The organism is Loktanella sp. IMCC34160 (assembly GCF_004145845.1).
In the GTDB taxonomy this organism is placed as follows: Bacteria; Pseudomonadota; Alphaproteobacteria; order Rhodobacterales; family Rhodobacteraceae; genus SELP01.
The window spans coordinates 37,327-55,890 of the sequence record NZ_SELP01000008.1; the positions used below are offsets into that span (position 1 = coordinate 37,327).

General features: G+C 62.4%; 18 protein-coding genes. 9 read left to right on the forward strand and 9 right to left on the reverse strand.

Annotated elements, in window-relative coordinates; translation table 11 throughout:
• Nucleotides 1-283: 283 nt before the first annotated feature.
• The 4 genes from EU803_RS17100 to EU803_RS17115 all read left to right on the forward strand — a co-directional run bounded on the left by EU803_RS17100 (nucleotide 284) and on the right by EU803_RS17115 (nucleotide 4,285).
• Complete coding sequence (locus EU803_RS17100; protein WP_129685096.1) at nucleotides 284-1,282, forward strand: DctP family TRAP transporter solute-binding subunit; 999 nt, start codon at nucleotides 284-286, stop codon at nucleotides 1,280-1,282.
• 73 nt (nucleotides 1,283-1,355) lie between these two features.
• Nucleotides 1,356-1,841, forward strand: coding sequence for a TRAP transporter small permease (locus EU803_RS17105; protein ID WP_129685098.1), 486 nt, complete (start codon nucleotides 1,356-1,358; stop codon nucleotides 1,839-1,841).
• A gap of 10 nt (nucleotides 1,842-1,851) precedes the next feature.
• Nucleotides 1,852-3,135, forward strand: coding sequence for a TRAP transporter large permease (locus EU803_RS17110; RefSeq protein ID WP_129685100.1), 1,284 nt, complete (start codon nucleotides 1,852-1,854; stop codon nucleotides 3,133-3,135).
• A 4-nt stretch (nucleotides 3,136-3,139) separates the two neighbouring features.
• The gene (locus EU803_RS17115; protein ID WP_129685102.1) at nucleotides 3,140-4,285 is read left to right on the forward strand and encodes an alpha-hydroxy acid oxidase; all 1,146 of its coding nucleotides are present in this window, start codon (nucleotides 3,140-3,142) and stop codon (nucleotides 4,283-4,285) included.
• A gap of 234 nt (nucleotides 4,286-4,519) precedes the next feature.
• On the opposite strand, the gene EU803_RS17120 is transcribed toward EU803_RS17115, so the two are convergent.
• The 6 genes from EU803_RS17120 to EU803_RS17145 are packed head-to-tail and all read right to left on the reverse strand — an operon-like array spanning nucleotide 4,520 to nucleotide 9,001.
• On the reverse strand, nucleotides 4,520-5,035 hold the full coding sequence (locus EU803_RS17120; protein WP_129685104.1) for a 2,4'-dihydroxyacetophenone dioxygenase family protein: 516 nt from the start codon (nucleotides 5,033-5,035) through the stop codon (nucleotides 4,520-4,522).
• A 10-nt stretch (nucleotides 5,036-5,045) separates the two neighbouring features.
• Entirely contained in the window at nucleotides 5,046-5,747 is a 702-nt protein-coding gene (locus EU803_RS17125) for an SDR family oxidoreductase (protein ID WP_129685106.1), read from the reverse strand.
• Entirely contained in the window at nucleotides 5,744-6,370 is a 627-nt protein-coding gene (locus tag EU803_RS17130; protein ID WP_129685108.1) for a 2-dehydro-3-deoxy-6-phosphogalactonate aldolase, read from the reverse strand. The genes EU803_RS17125 and EU803_RS17130 overlap by 4 nt, the downstream gene beginning before the upstream one ends.
• The gene (locus EU803_RS17135; protein ID WP_129685110.1) at nucleotides 6,367-7,287 is read right to left on the reverse strand and encodes a 2-dehydro-3-deoxygalactonokinase; all 921 of its coding nucleotides are present in this window, start codon (nucleotides 7,285-7,287) and stop codon (nucleotides 6,367-6,369) included. The genes EU803_RS17130 and EU803_RS17135 overlap by 4 nt, the downstream gene beginning before the upstream one ends.
• Nucleotides 7,268-7,957, reverse strand: coding sequence for an RraA family protein (locus EU803_RS17140; RefSeq protein WP_129685112.1), 690 nt, complete (start codon nucleotides 7,955-7,957; stop codon nucleotides 7,268-7,270). Before EU803_RS17140 ends, EU803_RS17135 begins: the two co-directional genes overlap by 20 nt.
• Before the next feature lie 12 nt (nucleotides 7,958-7,969).
• Nucleotides 7,970-9,001, reverse strand: coding sequence for a C-terminal binding protein (locus EU803_RS17145; RefSeq protein WP_129685114.1), 1,032 nt, complete (start codon nucleotides 8,999-9,001; stop codon nucleotides 7,970-7,972).
• A 106-nt stretch (nucleotides 9,002-9,107) separates the two neighbouring features.
• On the opposite strand from EU803_RS17145, the gene EU803_RS17150 reads away from it, so the two are divergent.
• Entirely contained in the window at nucleotides 9,108-9,776 is a 669-nt protein-coding gene (locus EU803_RS17150; RefSeq protein WP_129685116.1) for a GntR family transcriptional regulator, read from the forward strand.
• A gap of 49 nt (nucleotides 9,777-9,825) precedes the next feature.
• Here EU803_RS17150 and EU803_RS17155 read toward each other — a convergent pair whose 3' ends face one another.
• The 3 genes from EU803_RS17155 to EU803_RS17165 all read right to left on the reverse strand — a co-directional run bounded on the left by EU803_RS17155 (nucleotide 9,826) and on the right by EU803_RS17165 (nucleotide 12,656).
• Nucleotides 9,826-10,650, reverse strand: coding sequence for an NlpC/P60 family protein (locus EU803_RS17155; RefSeq protein ID WP_165352891.1), 825 nt, complete (start codon nucleotides 10,648-10,650; stop codon nucleotides 9,826-9,828).
• A complete protein-coding gene (locus EU803_RS17160) occupies nucleotides 10,647-12,026 on the reverse strand; it encodes a leucyl aminopeptidase family protein (RefSeq protein ID WP_129685120.1) in 1,380 nt (459 codons plus the stop codon). Before EU803_RS17160 ends, EU803_RS17155 begins: the two co-directional genes overlap by 4 nt.
• Nucleotides 12,027-12,098: 72 nt before the next feature.
• Nucleotides 12,099-12,656: a TlpA disulfide reductase family protein gene (locus EU803_RS17165; RefSeq protein WP_129685122.1), complete on the reverse strand. Its 558-nt coding sequence runs from the start codon at nucleotides 12,654-12,656 to the stop codon at nucleotides 12,099-12,101.
• 13 nt (nucleotides 12,657-12,669) lie between these two features.
• Here EU803_RS17165 and argH point away from each other — a divergent pair, with 13 nt between their 5' ends.
• The 4 genes from argH (at nucleotide 12,670) to EU803_RS17185 (ending at nucleotide 18,564) form a co-directional block, all read left to right on the forward strand.
• Complete coding sequence (gene argH / locus EU803_RS17170; RefSeq protein WP_129685124.1) at nucleotides 12,670-14,058, forward strand: argininosuccinate lyase; 1,389 nt, start codon at nucleotides 12,670-12,672, stop codon at nucleotides 14,056-14,058.
• Nucleotides 14,059-14,152: 94 nt separating this feature from the next.
• Complete coding sequence (locus tag EU803_RS17175; RefSeq protein ID WP_129685126.1) at nucleotides 14,153-14,458, forward strand: DUF2834 domain-containing protein; 306 nt, start codon at nucleotides 14,153-14,155, stop codon at nucleotides 14,456-14,458.
• Between the two features lie 180 nt (nucleotides 14,459-14,638).
• Nucleotides 14,639-15,904, forward strand: coding sequence for a diaminopimelate decarboxylase (lysA, locus tag EU803_RS17180; protein ID WP_129685295.1), 1,266 nt, complete (start codon nucleotides 14,639-14,641; stop codon nucleotides 15,902-15,904).
• A gap of 62 nt (nucleotides 15,905-15,966) precedes the next feature.
• Entirely contained in the window at nucleotides 15,967-18,564 is a 2,598-nt protein-coding gene (locus EU803_RS17185; RefSeq protein WP_129685128.1) for a TIGR02302 family protein, read from the forward strand.

Consider the following 18,564-nt stretch of genomic DNA (forward strand, 5'->3'; position numbering starts at 1 on the left):
TGGAAAGGCCCGGATAGATCTCCGTTTTCACGGGGCGCCATGTTGCCCTTTCAGATGCTTGAAATCACACTTCCGTCCCACCCAAGGGCGTGCGCGTGCAAAGCTGCACAGACCGAAGGTCTTGTTTGAACTGACAGATCCAAAGCCCGGCTTGTCCATCAATAAGGGGATGCGTCGACCGTCGCAGCGTGTCGCCAAGCCCGCGTCCCAGAAAACTGTTGCCCGCTCAATTGCCATCTGATATCTCAGATGTCAGATAGATTCTGGTTCAAGGGAGGAAACCATGTTCAACAAAGCCACGTTCGCACTCGGTGCGATCTTGTCGGCCGGTGTGGCATTCGCCGCATCCGCCGAAACAATCATCAAGGTCGGCCACGGCGCCGCGGAATCGTTCCACATGCACCGCGCACTGCTGCGGTTCGAAGAGTTGGTCGAAGCCGGATCGAACGGTGAAATCGACGTTCAAATCTTCCCGTCATCCCAATTGGGCCCGGATCGCGAAATGATCGAAGGCGTCCAGACCGGCGTTCTGGAAATGGCGGTTCCGCCGTCGTCCTTCTTTGCAGGCTGGGACCCGGCATTCGCGGTGATCGAACTGCCCTACATGTACGCATCCAAGGAAATCGCCTTCGAGGTCCTTGATGGTCCGGCCGGTGACGGCATGATCGAACGGGTCGGGGGTCAGGGGCTTGTCGGTCTGGGTTGGCTTGAACTGGGTGTGCGCAACGTGACAAACAACATCCGCCCAATTGCGACGCCCGCCGACCTTGAGGGTGTCAAGCTGCGCACCATGCAGGTGCCGGCCCACGTCGCGACGTTCCAGGCCCTTGGCGCCAATCCGACGCCGATGAACTTTGGTGAAGTCTATTCCGCGCTGCAGCAGGGCGTGATCGACGGTCAGGAAAACCCGCTGGCAATCATCACGTCGCAGCGGTTCTACGAAGTTCAATCCTACCTTTCGACCACGGGCCATGTCTTTGCGGTCTATATGCCTGTCATCAGCCAACCGTTCTTCGACTCGCTGTCTGCCGAACACCAGCAGCTCATCCGGGACTCCATGGCTGCCGCGCGGGACTATCAGGCAGAGATCGTGGCGGCGGAAGACGCTTCTCAACTGGAAGAAATCCGCGCGGTGGGTGTCGAGGTTCTCGAACTGACGGCCGAGCAGCGTCAGGCCTTTGCCGACGCGACGGAAGGCGTCCGGTTGCAGTATCGCGACGAAGTCGGAGCCGAGACCTATGATACCTGGGTTGCGGCAGTGAGCGCGGCAAGCGGTCACTAGCGTCCCGAACACTGACAACGCGGGTGTCTCTGCAATCTTGCTTGGGCACCCGCAGCTACTTTGGAGGGGTATGATGTCAGGTTTCAAATGGCTGGACCAGAACGCGGAAAAGGCTTTGGCAAGTCTGTTGCTGGCGGCAATCGTCGTCTTGATCAGCAGCAATGTGATCATGCGTTACGTCATGAACGCCTCGCTGTCCTGGGGAGAGGAACTCACGCTTTGGCTTTTTGTCTGGTTCGTCTGGATCGGTGTCAGCTATGCGTTTCACACAGGTAATCACGTGCGCATCACGGTGCTTCGGGACCTTCTCGGAAACCGGGCAATGCTGATAGTCGATGCCGTTGTTGCGGTTCTGGTTCTTGGGTTCCTGGCGTTGCTGACGATCGAATGCGTCAAGCTGATCCGGATGCCCGTCGTTGCCAGTCAGTCGTCGGTCGTCCTGGGGCTTCCCATTCCAATTCTGTATTCTTCGGCGCCTGTCGGCGCATCGCTATCGGCGATCCGCGTCGTTCAGCACCTTCTGCGAACATTGCGCCTGATCGCGCAAACCAAAGCGTGAGGACCGACCTGTGCTTGCTCTGACCCTATTCCTGACTCTGCTCGCGCTGCTTCTTATCAGCGTTCCTATCGGCATCTGTCTTGGTCTTGCGACGATGATCGTGATGATCTTCGTTGATGGCACGCCGCCCATGGTGCTTCTTGCGCGCTCGGTGGTGACGGGTGCGGATTCATTTCCCCTGATCGCCGTCCCGCTCTTCATCCTGGCAGGTGATCTGATGCAACACGGCGGCATGTCGCGCCGGATCGTTGGGTTCGCAAACGCGATCATCGGCCATATCCGGGGCGGTCTGGCCTATGTGAACGTTCTGGCCTGTGTGTTCTTCGCCGCGATCTCGGGGTCTTCTCCGGCAACGGTTGCGGCAATCGGTTCCAATATGATCCCGGAGATGGAAAAGGTCGGCTATACCCGCAAGTTCAGCGGAGCCCTGACAGCATCGTCAGGCATGATCGGCGTGATGATCCCGCCCAGCATTCCCTTCATCATTTACGGCGTCACTGCCGAGGTCTCGATCGGAAAGCTTTTCCTTGCAGGTGTGGTCCCGGGAATCCTGTTTGCCTTGATGTTCATGCTCGTCGCCCGCATCCTGCTGCGCAATGATGTGACGGTGCAGGAGTCCACGACCACCTTTTCGGGTGCCGGGGTCTGGGCAAGTTTTCGGGCGTCGATTTGGGCGCTCTTGGTGCCTGGAATCATTCTCGGGGGCATTTATAGCGGGATATTCACCCCGACGGAGGCAGGCGCTGTCGCCGTCGTCTATGCGACGATCATCGGGATATTCGTTTACCGCGACATCAGCATAAAGGACCTGCCGGAGATCCTTGCCGGCAGCGCAAAGACGAGTGGAACCATTCTGGTCCTTGTGATCATGGCCACTGCGTTTGGCCGGTTGATCACGCTGGCGCGGATTCCGACGGAACTGGCGACAACGATCACAAGCCTTTCGGATAATCCGATCATCATCCTCTTGCTGATAAACATCCTGCTTCTGATCGTGGGCATGTTCATGGAGACGATTTCCTCGATCATCATCATGACGCCGATCCTGCTGCCGGTCACAACGGCGTTGGGCGTGGATCCCATCGTCTTTGGTGTGATCCTTACGGTGAACCTTGCGATCGGTTTCTGCACGCCGCCCCTTGGCGTCAACCTGTTCGTCGCCAGCGGGATTTCGAAGGTGTCCATCGAACAGCTTAGCCGCGCAATCCTGCCGTTCTTCGTCGGCATGATAATCCTGTTGCTGCTGATCACCTATGTCCCGGCCATCTCGCTGGCCCTGCCGTCCTTGTGGTAGGCCGATGGACCTGGATCTGTCACATCCGTCGATCGGGGACCTCCGTCGCGCGGCCCGAAAGCGAATGCCGAAATTCGCTTTCGAGTATCTCGACAGTGGCACCGGGCGGGAGTTGGGGCTGAAGGGGAACCGTGACGCACTCGACGCCATCGGTTTCATGCCGAGTGTCCTGCGTGGCCGAACCGTCGCCAAGTTGCAGACGACTTTGCTTAGCCGAACCTATGATCTGCCGTTCGGAATTGCGCCGATCGGCATGTCCGGGCTGATGTGGGCGGGTGCCGAACGGATGTTGGCCAAGGCTGCGGTGGCACATAACATGCCGTTTTCCTTGTCCAGCGTTGCTGTTGCGTCGCCCGAGGACGTGGCGCCCTACATCGGCAACACAGGATGGTTTCAGCACTACCCGGTCAACTCGGGCGAGCTGCGCCGAAAGATGCTACGGCGGATCAAGGCGGCGGGATTTCATACGCTCATCTTCACGGTGGACGTTCCCGAGGAAAGTCGCCGCGAACGCCAACGGCGCGCCAACCTGACCGTGCCACCCAAAGCGGACCTGCGCACCTTGACGGAAATGGCGTCGCGCCCTGCGTGGTGTCTTGCGCATTTGCGCGAAGGCATCATGCCCCGGATGCGATTTTTCGACGACTACGTGCCAACGCGCGGACGCGAAAGCTTTACCCATGCTGCCGCGCTGATCCGCGGAATCCCGGACTGGACCTATCTGCGTGAGCTGCGGCAGGAATGGGACGGCAGTTTGGTCGTCAAAGGGGTCTTGCGGCCAGAGGACGCCCAAAGAGTGTTGGCCGAAGGCGTGGATTGCATCTGGGTGTCAAACCACTCTGGTCGCCAGTTCGAGGCCGGACCCGCCGTGATCGATCAATTGCCAAAAATTCGAGATGCTGTCGGGCCGGACGTGCCGCTGATCTACGATTCCGGGGTGGCCTGGGGGTTGGATATCATGCGTGCCTTCGCCAAGGGTGCGGATTTCGTCATGGTCGGCCGCGCCTTTCAATACGCGGTCGCCGCCTTCGGCGCTCGGGGCATCGAACATCTGATCCACATACTCAAAGCGGATATCCAATCCAATATGAGCCAGCTTGGGGCTGAAAAACTCGACGATCTGTCGAATTACCTGCTGCCTCAAGTTTGATCGGCACACCATTCCTGAGGCCAAGATCGGCGGCTTCGCACGACTTGCCACGCCCCCCTCTGGCGCCCAAACCCGGCGGGCGAACCGAATGGCCCGCCAAGCTTGCGCATCAAGCACCTAATCCGCGTCCTTGTCCCGATGTTCCAATCGCCCTTGCACCGGCGGTTTTCAGGCCCGCCACGTGCCATCGCGTTCTTTCGGGTGGCATCTGCAACAAGCGCGAGACCGGTGGTCCTACCGGATGAATTGGTTGACGTAATCTCCCCCGAGGCCAACATTCTCGAAATGCCTGCGGCAAAGGTCGATCTTGGTGAAGACATCCTCGTAGCCCGTGACCTTGCCCCAGGGATCGACGTAGCACATCACGCCGTTGACCTGAAAATACGTGACCATCTCCTCGACATCGTCCGGCACAACAAGTGTGTGTGTCTCTCCCGGGGGCTCGTAGACATAGCCACCCTCTTCGGCGACCCAATCGTGTTCCAGATAGTGCCAGCGCCCCTTCAGCACAAAGCCATGCACCGGCTGCGGGTGGCGGTGGCGGGATAGCACACCGGCCTTGCGCACCTTGAGAAGGTTCATCCAATAGCCCTGCGACCGGTTCAGGCACAGCGGCCGAAACCAGACGTTTTCCGCTTGCGGCACCCAGAGGCGGTCGTCGCAATTCATGGCATTGGGGATGACGATTTCCTCCTGCGCGTCCTTCGGGAAGGGCAGTTGGTAGGGCATGCGGGAAGTGTCTTCGGTCATTCTTTCCTCCTCACATTGCAAGATAGCCACCGTCCACCGGGTACACTGCCCCGGTGACAAAGCTGGCCTCGTCGCTTAGCAGCCAGCGCACCAGCGCGCCTACTTCCGACGCTTTTCCCCAGCGTTTCAGGGGCGTGCGGGCCATGATGCCTTGGGTGCGGTCCGGATCGTCGCGCAGGGCTTGGGTCATCTCTGTCTCGATCCAGCCGGGAGCGATGGCGTTGACGCGAATGCCATCGTCGGCCCAACGACCCGCCAGCGCCTTGGTCAGTTGCGCCACACCGCCCTTCGAGGCGGAATAGGCTGGCACCAGAGGCCCGCCGAAGGTGCTGAGCATTGAGGCCGTATTGACGATAGCGCCGCCGGATTGGGCCAGCAAAGGATGGGCCGCAAGACAGCAGCGCATGGTGCCGGTCAGGTTCACATCAAGTACGCGGGAGAACACGTCGATGTCATATTCCCTGTCGCACAAAAGAATGCCTGCACAGTTCACCAAAGCATCAAGCCGTGGGAATTCGCCGAACAGGGCATCGACTGATGCCTGGTCGGTGACATCCAAATGTCTGACCGCGATCCCATCCTGCGGCGCAAATGCGTCCAGTTCGGCCTGTGACACGGACGCCGCGACAATGGACCAGCCTGCCGTTGCCAGTACACGCGCGACGCCCTCGCCAATCCCGCGCGTGCCACCTGTGACAAGGGCCTGTTTCATCTCAGAAGCTCCCACGCTTTGGTAAACGCTTGTGCACGCATGGCGATGTCCTCCAGTGCATAGCTGGGTTTGAACAGGGCTGACCCCAAACCAAAACCATCGGTGCCGGCCGCGCGATACGAAGCCATCGTCTCGGGCGTGATCCCTCCGACCGCGGCGACGATAGCATCTTTCGGCAGAACCGCGCGCATTGCAGCAACGGCCGAGGGCGGCACCATTTCTGCCGGGAAGAACTTGAGCACGGAAGCCCCAAGGTCGAGCGCGGCAAAGGCCTCGGACGGGGTCATGACGCCAGGACACCAATAAAGTCCCCGCGCGATCGCTGCGCGTCCGACATTCGGGTTCATGTTGGGCGAGACGATGATCCGTCCGCCCGCATCGGCGACCGCGTCGACCTGCGCGACCGTTAGAACGGTGCCTGCGCCAACGATCGCTTTTGTCCCGTGCCGTCCGGCGATCTTCGCAATCGACTCAATCGGGTCCGGAGAGTTGAGCGGCACTTCGATGATGCGAAAACCGGCCTCAAAAAGTGTGTCGGAAACCGGCAGTGCGTTGTCCGGCTCCAGCCCCCTCAGGATCGCGATCAGCGGGTTTTCACCAAGCGCCGTTGCAAGATCGATCATCGCACCAACCCCGCCGCGCGTGCGATCAGGAAGTGGCCCTTGGCAACGATTTCTTCCGAGGCGCGGCGGCTTTGAAGCCCCGCGGTTCGAAGTGCGGCCTCATACCGGTCCGTCAGGTCGTTGCGTCCCACGATGGTGATCTCGCCGGAGACCTCCACCTCTCCCATCGCGGCTGCCACTTCGGTGCCGATCAGCAAGCCCGACATGTAGTCCGCAGTTGCTTCTTGGGGGATCTTGCCCATGAGGGGAAGCGTCCTGACATGGAACAGGTTGTGCAACAGGTTTGACGCATCGCCGAACCCAGCTTTGACGCCCATCTCGAATGCATCTTGGTTGAACGGGCCCTCGGCCATCAGGGTTCCGAGGATGGTGTGGCCCTTCAGCGCTGAAAACAGCTCGCCCGTCATGTAGGTTGAGAAATCAACAATCTTCCCATCAGCGACCTGAACCCATTTGCTGTGCGTTCCGGGCATGACGAAGGTGCCTTCGCTCAGGCCAAGCGCAGAGGCCCCGATGATCTGGGTTTCCTCACCCCGCATCACGTCGGGTCCCCCCACGTGTTCGGTCGAGGCACCGGTCACGAAATGGAAGAGGGCGCCATTTGCAACCTTATACTGAACGAGGCGCTGTCCAAGCCCGCAGGCCCCGAGCGGCATGTTGGCATAGGGCGTTTCGACCCAGCCGTTTCGACTGGTGATCATACCGGACGCAAGGATCGGCAGAGACTTCTTGGCAGTCCAGGCGCCGATGAGGCGCTCTAGAACCGCCTCGAAGGATTGATCCGGGACATGCATGATGCCGTCGGAGGACGAGACCCCATCGAGCACTTCGCCCTCCGCGCCGATCAGAAAGGCGCGGAAGGACGATGTGCCCCAATCAACCCCGATCAGGGCTGGCTCAGATACGGCCGAATTCATTCAGCAGATCCTCGACCGTCTTGCCTTGTGCGACCCATTCGCGCGTTGCGACCTCGCGGTCCGCCTGTTCTTGCGCAAGGCGCACGGTTTCCGCGGCGATTTCCAGCGGGATCACGACGACGCCCATCAGGTCAGCGACGATGAAGTCACCGGGGTTCACGACAACCCCGCCACAGGCGATTGGCACGTTGATCGAGAGCTCTTCCTTGCGTCCCGAAAACATCGTGTGGGTGCCACGCGGCGTGATCGCGCGGGTCCAGATCGGCCAGTCGATGTCTTGGAGCTCGTCCGTGTCGCGCCCGGCGCCGTCGACGATCATTCCGCGGATGCCGCGGTTCTTTGCCAGTCCGCCCATAAGACCGCCGCAAACCGACGTCTGAAGATCGCCGCCAGCGTCAACAACGATCACATCGCCGGGCTGAGCCATCTCAAGCGCCCGCAGGGGGTCGACCAGATCGCCCTTGGAAAGCTGCACAGTCACCGCCTGACCGGTGACCTTGGCACGGAAGGCAGGCTTGATTGCGCTATCCATCACGCCGGTGCGGTACTGCACGTCGGCAAAGATGGCGGCAGCTGAATAGGCCTCGAGAACCTGGTCGAATTTCTTCAGCAGGCCGGGGTCGCGGTCAAAGTCTTTGAAGACCCTGAGGTCTGTGCTCACATCAGGCATGTTTGGTTCCTCTCAGATGGTGGGTAGGTTCAATGCCTCGGCATTGACGGTGTAGTCAGGCTTCTGTCCGGTCAGGACTTTGGCGACCTGCGTGGCTGCGGTGACCCGCGCCGCGAGAATGGATTCTTCGGAATAATAGGCGGCATGTGGGGTCACGAGGACGTTGGGAAGGGTGAAGATGGGGTTGCCGTCAGGTGACCAGTTGGCGCGCTTGGCAGGCTCTTCTTCCGGGTCGTCAAGGCCGGCAGCGGCAAGGTGCCCTTCTGTCAGTGCGCGAAACAGGGCGGCGTTGTCGACGGTCGGACCACGACCGGTATTCACAAGGATCGCGCCTGGTTTCATCGCGGCGAATTCTGCGTCTGACAGAAAATGATGGGTGTCCGCCGTCATTGGCGCCTGCATCAGAATATAGTCGGATCGGGCCAGTAGGTCGGCCTTGCTGACAGGTTCGACACCGAATCGGGCAGCGACTTCGGCGGGCAGGAACGGATCATAGGCGATCACCTTGACGCCAAACGCCTGCGCGCGTGTCGCAATGGCCTGACCAATCCGCCCAAGAGACACGACACCCATCGTGCGCCCGCGCAAACGATAGACGGGTTGACCGCTCTGCCAACGCCAGACGCCCGCATGGGTCGCGCGGTCATAGTCGGGTAGCTTGCGCGCCAAGGTCAGCCAAAGCGCAATCGCGTGATCCGCAACCTCTTCGGTGCAGTAATTCTGCACATTGGTCACAAGAATACCCCGCTGTGTGGCGGTTTCTACGTCAACGATATCGACGCCAACACCATAACGCGCGATCACCTCGCAGCGCTCCATCCGGTTGATCGTCTCGCGCCCGATCTTGGCGTATTGGTTCATCATGGCCGCGCAGCGGGGCGCGACGTCGAAAAGGTCAGCTTCCTGTTTCGCCTGCAACGCGACGACTTCGGCCCCGGCCGCTTTCAGGATTTCGGTCTCAACGCTGACATCGTCAAAATCATAGTCCGTTATGACGACCAGCGGCCGATCGCTGCGCGGGGTGAAATTGGCTGACTGGGTCATTGCGGTGGCCTTTCAAAATCCGGTGTCTGATATCTGATATTCCAGATTGCAAGTCGTGGTATATCAGATATTCTCGACCATGCAACTTGTTTCGAGGTGACCCGGAATGCCGCTGGAAAGACCCAAATCTCTGCGAGAACTGGCCCTGGAGTATCTTCGCAACAGGATCATCAACGGCACGTTTCAGATGGGGCAGGTCCTGTCGGAACGCAAGATTTCCGAAGAACTTGGCGTGTCAAAATCCCCGGTACGTGAAGCGCTGGCACAATTGCGCGACGAGGGGCTGGTTCACATTGAACCTCAGAAAGGTGCGCGCGTTTTCACCCTGTCCGTCGATGAGGTGATCCAGATCTGTGACTTCCGCCAGGCAATCGAATCCGCTTCTTTCGAATTGGCCCTTCAACGCGATCAAGCCGGTCTCGCCAAAGATATGGATGGTGTGGTCCGAAAGATGGTGGAAACGAAGAATGCAGGTGATGAAAACGCCTACATCGCGCTGGACAATGAGTTTCACCAACTCATTTTTGAACATGCCGGGAACGACTATCTGGCCGCGAGCTACAGCCGGTACATGGGGAAGATCGCAGCCCTCCGAAAACTTCTGTCCCAACTGCCGAGGCACACCGATCTCTCGCTTGATGAACACAAGGCCATCGCGCAAGCCGTCCGAAGGGGCGATCTGACGGAGATCAAGGAACTGCTGGCGGAACACATAGACCGAACCCGAAAGGCCTATAGCGAAGCATCAAGCCTGCTCAGCGTCTCCGCCGACTGAATCCGACCTGCCGCGCTCCGCCGAAATTCAGGGTGGGTTATGCCGCCCCTCAGACCCGCCGGTGGTGCGTGACCGGACCGTCGTCTTGGGCCTTGATCCGAAGGATCGCAGCCTCGGCCGGTTCATAGGCCACCGCCATGTGGTGCGCGTTGGCGTGGATCAAGGTCTGGTCGTCCACCGCCAAGGCCACATGCCCCTTCCAGAACAGCAGATCGCCGCGCTGAAGCGGGCTGCCGATCTCGACCGGGGTGCCGAGGCTGTCCTCTTGCAGGTCGCTGTCGCCGGGGCAGGGTATGCCGCAGGCCAGACACGCGGCCTGCACCAGTCCGGAACAGTCGATCCCATCGCTGGAATTGCCGCCCCACAGATAGGGCACGCCGTAGAACATCTGCGCCACCGTGGCGGGATCGGTGAAAGGCCGGTCCAGCGGGCGCAGGTGTTTCTTCGGGATAAAGCCGACATTGGTTTCAAAGAACCTCCGGCGTTCGTCGATGACCGTGACCTCTGCCCCGAAGGACAGGCGCATCAGGTCCGGGGATTTCATATCCTCGTCGCGGTAGGCATGGGTTGCGGGCGTGCCGATGCTGTGGGTGGGCGCGGCCGGGTCGCCAATGGCCTCGGCCCGCAGATAGCCGACATAGCCGTCCCTGTCGGATCGGACATAGGCCCAACCGTCCCGCGTTTCGAATACATGTACCCGCCAACCCAGAAGAAGCTGCCGTTCCCGCCGCCCGTCGGGCGCGTCAAGCAGGTCGACCACTGGGCGGGTGACAGACGCGGGCGTGCCGGGAACGAACCGCTCCGCCGCGACATGCCCTTTCAGGGCGATGTCCGCGACCCGCCCGTTGGCGACTGTCAGGCGCCGGTCCATCACAGGTCCAGCAGGTCGGGCAGCGCGGCCAGAAGCGCGCGCGCCCCTTGCCCGACCCCGCCTTTCGGGCGGCCGGGCTTGGCCGTGGGGCACCAACCATAGATGTCGTAGTGCACATAGGGGTTCGCGGCGAAGCGTTTGAGGAACAGTGCCGCCGTGATCGACCCGGCAAACCCGCCCGAGGGCGCGTTGTCCAGATCGGCGATGCCGGGTTCGATCATCGCCTCGTAAGGGGCGTGGAACGGCATCCGCCAGACCGGGTCGGCCACCTGTGCGGCGCCCGTGGTGATGGCAGCGGCGTGGCTGTCGTCAGTCGCATAGAACGGTGCAAGGTCCGGCCCCACCGCGACCCGCGCCGCGCCGGTCAGCGTGGCAAAGGACACCATTAGGTCGGGGTCTTCCTCAGCCCCATAGGTCAGCGCATCGGCCAGCACCAAACGGCCTTCGGCGTCGGTATTGTTGACCTCGACGGTCAGCCCCTTGCGGCTGGTCAGGATGTCGCCGGGGCGAAAGGCATTGCCCGCGATGTTGTTTTCGGCCGAGGGGATCAGCACCCGAAGCCGCAGTTTCAGCCCAAGTGCCATAATCATATGGGCAAGGCCAAGAACGGTTGCCGCCCCGCCCATGTCCTTTTTCATCAGGCCCATAGACGACCCGGGTTTGATGTTCAGCCCGCCGGTGTCAAAGCAGATCCCCTTGCCGACCAAGGTCAGCGCCGGGCCTTCGTTGCCCCAGCGGATGTCGATCAGGCGGGGCGCTTTTTCGGCGGCTCGCCCGACGGCGTGGATCAGGGGGAAGTTCTGTTCGATCAATGCCTCCCCAACGATCGAGGAGACCTTTGCCCCGAAAGTCTGGGCAAGGCTGCGGGCCGCCGCCTCCAGTTCGGTCGGGCCCATGTCGGCGGCCGGGGTGTTGATCAGGTCGCGGGTCAGGCATTCCCCGGCGGCGATGGTTTCAATCCGGCCCGCGTCGATCCCGTCCGGCGCGATAAGTGCGGCCTTGGCGGGAGATTGATCCTTGTAGCGGTCGAACCGATAGGATTCGAGGAGCCAGCCAAGCGCGGCTTCCTCCTTTTCCGCGAGGGTCAGATCGCCGGTCAGCGCGTAGGTGCCATCGGGTAGGGTCGAGGCCGCCTTGCCGATCTGGAACCGGTCACGCGCCCGCGCGTCCGGGGCGCCCATACCGACAAGTGCTGCGATGATAACCCCGTCCGGGCCGGGCAGGGCGATGGCCACCCCGGACCCGGCCTTGAACCCCTGCGCCCGCGACCAGGACGCGGCGCTGTCGGGCAGGTTGGCCAAAAGGTCGTCCAACCCGTCGGGTGCCACGGCATGCAGCGGGATAGTGGTTTCGGTGTCTGTGGCGAAGGTCGGGGTCATGAGCTGTCCTGCGGCTGGCCGGTCTGGCATTTTGCCAGAAGACTACCGCCCGGACAGTTGCCCGCAAGGGGGCTATTCGCCGGGCGTGTCCCCGATCAATGCGCCGATCACCGCCCGGGCACTGTCGCTCGACCAATCCGCGTCGCCCTGAAGCCGGGCAATCTCCATCCCGTCGCGGTCAAGGATGACCGTCACGGGCAGGCCCATCACCCCCATCGACCGGGCAAAGCCCTGCCGAGGGTCGGTGTGCAGGGGAAGGTTGTCCACGCCGATTTCATCGAAGAACCGGGTCATGGCGGGGGCGGGGTTCGGGCCGGTGGCGATTGTCACCACCTCGAAATCCTCGCCGCCAAGCTCGGTTTGCAGGGTGGACAGCGACGGCATCTCTTCGCGGCAGGGGGCGCACCATGTGGCCCAAAAGTTCACGAGGACGATCTTCCCCTGATAGTCGGCAAGGCTGCCATCGGTCCCATCTTCGCGGATAAAGCCGGTGTCGGACGCCTCCATCGGCGATGAATGGAACATCAGCTTCATCATGTCGCCTTCGCGCAGGGCCGCCGGATCGGCAATCGCGCCGTTTGCAACAAGGGCAAGCGCCGTATAAAGAACCGCTGACTTTACTATCCGCATGGGACCTCCTGACATGACCAAGACCTCGAACCAGATGTGGGGCGGGCGTTTCGCCGCCGGGCCGGACGCGATCATGGAGGCGATTAACGCCTCGATCGGTTACGACCAGCGACTTGCCCGACAGGACATCGAAGGGTCAAGGGCCCATGCCGCGATGTTGGCGGCGCAGGGCATCATTACGGATAAGGATGCGGAAGCGATCCGGGAAGGGCTGCTCACGGTCTTGTCAGAAATCGAGGGCGGAACGTTCCAGTTTTCGACCGCGCTGGAAGACATTCACATGAATGTCGAGGCCCGGTTGAAGGAATTGATCGGCGAACCCGCCGGGCGGCTGCACACCGCGCGCAGCCGGAACGATCAGGTCGCCGTGGATTTTCGCCTCTGGGTGCGGGACCAGTGCGATGCTGCCGACGGCGCGATCGCGGCGCTGATGAATGCGCTGGTGGGTCAGGCCGAGGCCGGGGCGGATTGGGTCATGCCCGGGTTTACGCACCTGCAAACCGCGCAGCCGGTCACATGGGGCCACCATATGCTGGCCTATGTGGAAATGCTGTCGCGGGACCGGTCCCGCTTTGCCGATGCGCGCGCCCGGATGAACCTGTCGCCCCTCGGGGCCGCCGCATTGGCAGGGACATCTTTCCCGATCGACCGGCATGCGACTGCCACGGCGCTTGGCTTTGACGGGCCGACGAACAACAGCCTTGATAGTGTTGCGGACCGCGATTTCGCGCTGGAGTATCTGTCGGCTGCGTCGATCTGCGCGATGCACCTGTCCCGTTTCGCCGAAGAGCTGGTGATCTGGTCCTCGGCCCAGTTCCGCTTCGTCGCCATGTCGGACCAATGGTCGACCGGATCGTCGATCATGCCGCAGAAGAAAAACCCCGATGCCGCCGAACTCATCCGTGCCAAGGTTGCCCGGATCATGGGGGCCAACGTGGCGTTGATGACGGTGATGAAGGGGCTGCCGCTGACCTATTCGAAGGACATGCAAGAAGACAAGGAACAGGTCTTTGACGCTGCCGACAACCTGATGCTGGCGCTGGCGGCGATGACCGGCATGGTCGAAACCATGATGCCGCAGAAGGACAACCTGCGCGCCTCGGCCGCCAGCGGGTTTTCCACGGCGACCGACCTTGCCGACTGGCTGGTGCGCGAGCTGAACCTGCCGTTCCGCGAGGCGCACCATGTGACCGGGGCGCTGGTCGCAATGGCCGAACAGAAGGGTTGTGACCTGCCCGACCTGTCCCTGTCCGATATGCAGACCGTCCACGAAGAAATCCGGCAGGACGTGTTCGACGTATTGACGGTGGAGAACTCTGTCGCGAGCCGGATGAGCCACGGTGGCACCGCGCCGGCCAAGGTGCGCGAACAGATTGCCCGCTGGAAGGAGATCCTTGGATGAAACTGCGCCTGATCGCGGCCCTGATGATCGGCCTCGGCCTGACCGCCTGCGGGGCTGATGGCCCGCCGATCCGGCCCGTGGCAGAGACGTCCAAATGAGGTGGCTTTGGCTGGCGCTGGCCGTCTGGGGGACCATCCACCCGATGAGCTGGTTCGTCGCGTGGTTTCGCGACAACGGCGTGGACCTGATGGGCATGGTCGATGCCTGGCACGCGAACGCGGCCTCCTCTGGCCTTGTGTGGGACCTGACCATCGCGGCGGTGACCCTGACGATCTGGGTGCTGGTCGAGGCGATCCGCGCCCGCCGCTGGGTCGAACTTCTGGCAATCCCCGCGACCTTCGGCATCGGGGTCAGTTGCGGACTGCCGCTGTTCCTGTTCCTGCGCACGTTTCGCAATTAGGCGGCGCGGCTGCCGCCGCATTCCTTATTGCCGAAATCGGCCCGCTGTCGCCCGGTGATCCGCTGACCGTATGGGCTGATGGGGCAGGATGCCTCCGGCGGGAGTATTTGGGGCAAAATGAGGGGTTGGGCTTTGGTCCTGACCTGCTATGACGCGCGAAACAGCGTTTCGGAGTTGGCGATGGATCATTTCCTGTATCGTGACGGGCAGTTGCATGCCGAGGATGTGCCGGTGGCAGAGATCGCCGCCGCCGTTGGCACGCCGTTCTATGTCTATTCCTCGGCCACGCTCTTGCGCCATTTCCGCCTGTTCGATGACGCGCTGACCGGCATGCCCCACATGGTCTGCTACGCGATGAAAGCCCTGTCGAATCAAGCGGTTCTGACCCTTCTTGCCAAGGCCGGGGCCGGAATGGACGTGGTGTCCGTCGGTGAATACCTGCGGGCCAAGGCGGCGGGCGTGCCGGGTGACCGGATCGTGTTTTCCGGCGTGGGCAAGACCCGCGACGAGATGCGCGTCGCGTTGGAAGGTGGCATTCGCCAGTTCAACGTCGAATCGGAACCCGAGATGGAGGCGCTGAACGAGGTCGCCCTGTCGCTGGGCACCGTGGCCCCGATCACCGTTCGGGTGAACCCGGATGTGGACGCCAAGACCCACGCCAAGATCGCCACCGGCAAGTCCGAGAACAAATTCGGCATTCCCATTTCCCGCGCACGCGAAGTTTATGCCCATGCGGCGTCCTTGCCGGGGCTGAAGGTGATCGGGATCGACGTGCATATCGGCAGCCAGCTGACCCAGTTGGAGCCCTATCGCCTAGCCTATCAGAAGGTGGCGGAACTGACCGAGGCGTTGCGGGCCGATGGCCACCAGATTGACCGGCTTGACCTGGGCGGCGGTCTCGGCATTCCCTACGAGCGGTCGAATACCGCCCCGCCCCTGCCGGTGGAATATGGCGCCCTGATCAAGGAAACCGTGGGCCATCTGGGCTGCGAGATCGAGATCGAGCCGGGCCGGTTGATCGCGGGAAACGCGGGCCTTCTGGTGTCCAAGGTGATCTATGTGAAGCAGGGCGAGGACCGCCAGTTCCTGATCATTGACGGGGCCATGAACGACCTGATCCGCCCGGCCATGTATGACGCCCACCATGATATTGTCCCGGTGGTCGAACCCGTGCCGGGGGCAGAACCGGCGACCTATGATATCGTTGGTCCGATCTGCGAAAGCGGCGACACATTCGCCAAGGGCCGCACCCTGACCGAACTGGCCGAGGATGACCTGATCGCCTTCCGGTCCGCCGGGGCCTATGGTGCGGTCATGTCGAGCGAATACAATTCCCGTCTTCTGGTTCCCGAGGTTCTGGTACAGGGCGATCAATTCGCGGTTATCCGCGCACGCCCCACCTTTGACGAAATGATCGGCCGCGATACCATTCCCGAATGGCTGTGACCCGGTTAGGGTCGGCCTGAACCGCAAACCGGAGAGGCCTGCTGACCGACCCGAGCCGAGACCTGCGCCATCTGCGCCTGCCTGTTGCCGCGACCCATGCCGGGTTGGTGGCAGAACAGGTGGTGCGCGCGTTCTGGCCGCTGTGGACGGTTCTGTTCGTGGCCGTCGCGCCTTTGCTTTTGGGCTGGCAGGATGCACTACCGGTTGAACTGGTCTGGGCCTTCGGTGTTCTGTGTCTGCTGGCGGCGGTGGTCTCCCTTGTCCGTGGTGTGCGCGTTTTTCGTTGGCCCGCCCGGGCCGAGGCGGTGGCACGTGTCGACGCCACCCTGCCGGGCCGCCCGATTGCAACTCTGACGGACAGGCAGGTGATCGGTGCGGGCGATGCCGCCTCCGAGGCTGTCTGGCGCGCCCATGTCGCCCGGATGCAGGACCGAACCCGCGCCGCCCGGATGGCGGACCCGGACCTGCGCCTGTCAAAGGTCGATCCGTTTGGTCTGCGGTATATCGCGCTGTTGTTCTTCGTCGTGGCCCTGATGTTCGGATCGGTCTGGCGGGTACAATCGGTGACCCAGATGGGACCGGGGGCGGGTCAATCGCTGGTGACCGGCCCGACATGGGAAGGCTGGATCGCCCCCCCGGCCTATACCGGCAAACCCACGCTGTATCTGGCGGATATTCCACAGGGTCCTCTGCGCGTGCCAGAGGGGAGTGAAATTACCCTGCGGTTCTATGGCGAGATCGGCGCCCTGACCCTTGCCGAGACGGTTTCGGCCCGCAGCGGCGACGACCTGCCACCGGCAAGCGATCCGTCGCAAGTCTTCATTGTGATGCAGGACGGCACCCTGTCGATCAATGGCGAAGGCGGGGCCGAATGGCAGGTTTCGGTTATCCCGGACACGCCGCCCACCGTTGAATTGACCGGACCGGTCGCGGCTGAGGCCGATGGTGAAATGTCCCAGCCGTTCCTTGCGTTGGACGACTATGGCGTGGTCTCTGGCAGCGCGACCATCGCGCTGGATCTGGATCGGGTGGATCGGCGGCACGGGCTGGCGATCCCGCCTGAGGTGCGCGAGGCCTTGGTTCTGGACCTGCCGATGCCCTTTACCGGGGACCGCCGGGATTTCGAGGAGATGCTGACGGAAAACCTGTCCGAACACCCCTTTGCCAACCTGCCCGTCACCCTGACGCTTGAGGTGCAGGACTCGCGGGGGCAGGTGGGCCGCAGTGATCCGGAACCGATCATCCTGCCGGGCCGCAGGTTCTTTCAGCCGGTTGCCCGCGCGGTCATCGAACAGCGCCGGGATCTGCTGTGGTCGCGCGACAATGGGCGCCGCATTCTGCAAATCCTGCGGGCGGTGGCGCATCGACCGGAAGAGCTGTTCGACGACGATACATCCTACCTGCGCCTGTCCTTCACCCTGCGCCGCCTTGCCCCGATGGTTGACGAGGGCCTAACGGTTGAACAGCAGGACGAGATCGCGCAGGCGCTTTGGGATCTTGCGGTGCAGCTTGAAGAGGGCACCCTTGCCGATGCCCGCGAGCGTCTGCGCCGGGCACAGGAAAGATTGGCCGAGGCGATGCGCAATGGCGCGACGCCCGAGGAAATCGAAGAGCTGATGCAGGAGCTGCGCGACGCCACCAACGACTACATGCGGATGCTGGCCGAGCAGGCGCAGCCGCAAGATGACAATGGCACCGATCAGCCGGACCGGGCGGAGCAAGACGCCCTTGAATTCACCATGGACGAGCTGCAGGCCCTGATGGACCGCATTCAGGAGCTGATGGAAGAAGGCCGCATGGCCGAGGCCCAGGAGTTGATGGAGCAGCTGAATGAGTTGATGGAGAACCTTCAGGTCACGCAGGGCGACGGTGGCGGCGACCGGATGCCCGGCGAACAGTCGATGCAGGATTTGTCGGACACGCTGCGCGATCAGCAGGACCTGTCCGACGATGCGTTCAGCGACCTGCAAGAGGGGTTCAACCGGGGAGAGGGCCGGCAGGACCAGCCGCAGGATCCAGGGCAGGACCCGGGCCAGCAGGGCCAGCGCCCCGGTCAGCAGCCCCGCGATGGCGAAAGCGGCGAAGGTCAGGGCTTTGGTCAGGACAGCCAGCAGGGCCAGCAAAACGATCAGGGTCAGGGCGGCGAGGGCGACCAGCAGTCGCTTGCCGACCGGCAAGAGGCCCTGCGGCAGGAGTTGGAACGCCAGCTTGGCAACCTGCCCAGTCTGGACGGGGATTCGGCCGAGGCCGCCCGCCGCGCCCTTGAACGCGCCGAAGACGCGATGGACGGGGCAGAGGATGCCCTGCGCGAAGGCGATCTGGCCGAGGCGATCGACCAGCAGGCCGAGGCGATGGACGCCCTGCGCGACGGGCTGCGCAACCTTGGCGACGCGCTGGCCCAGAACCGTCGCGAGGAAGAACCGGGGCAGGGGCAACAGGACGGCAATGCTCAGGGTAGGCTGGAACCGTCCCGTCGCGACCCGCTGGGCCGGCAGTTGGGCAACAACGGCCAGTTCGGAACCGAGGAGGACATGCTGCAGGGCCAGGAGCTTCAGCGGCGGGCGGAAGAGCTGTTGCAGGAACTGCGCCGCCGGTCGTCCGAACAGGATCGGCCCCAGCTGGAGCTGGATTACCTCAAGCGTCTGCTGGAGCGGTTCTAG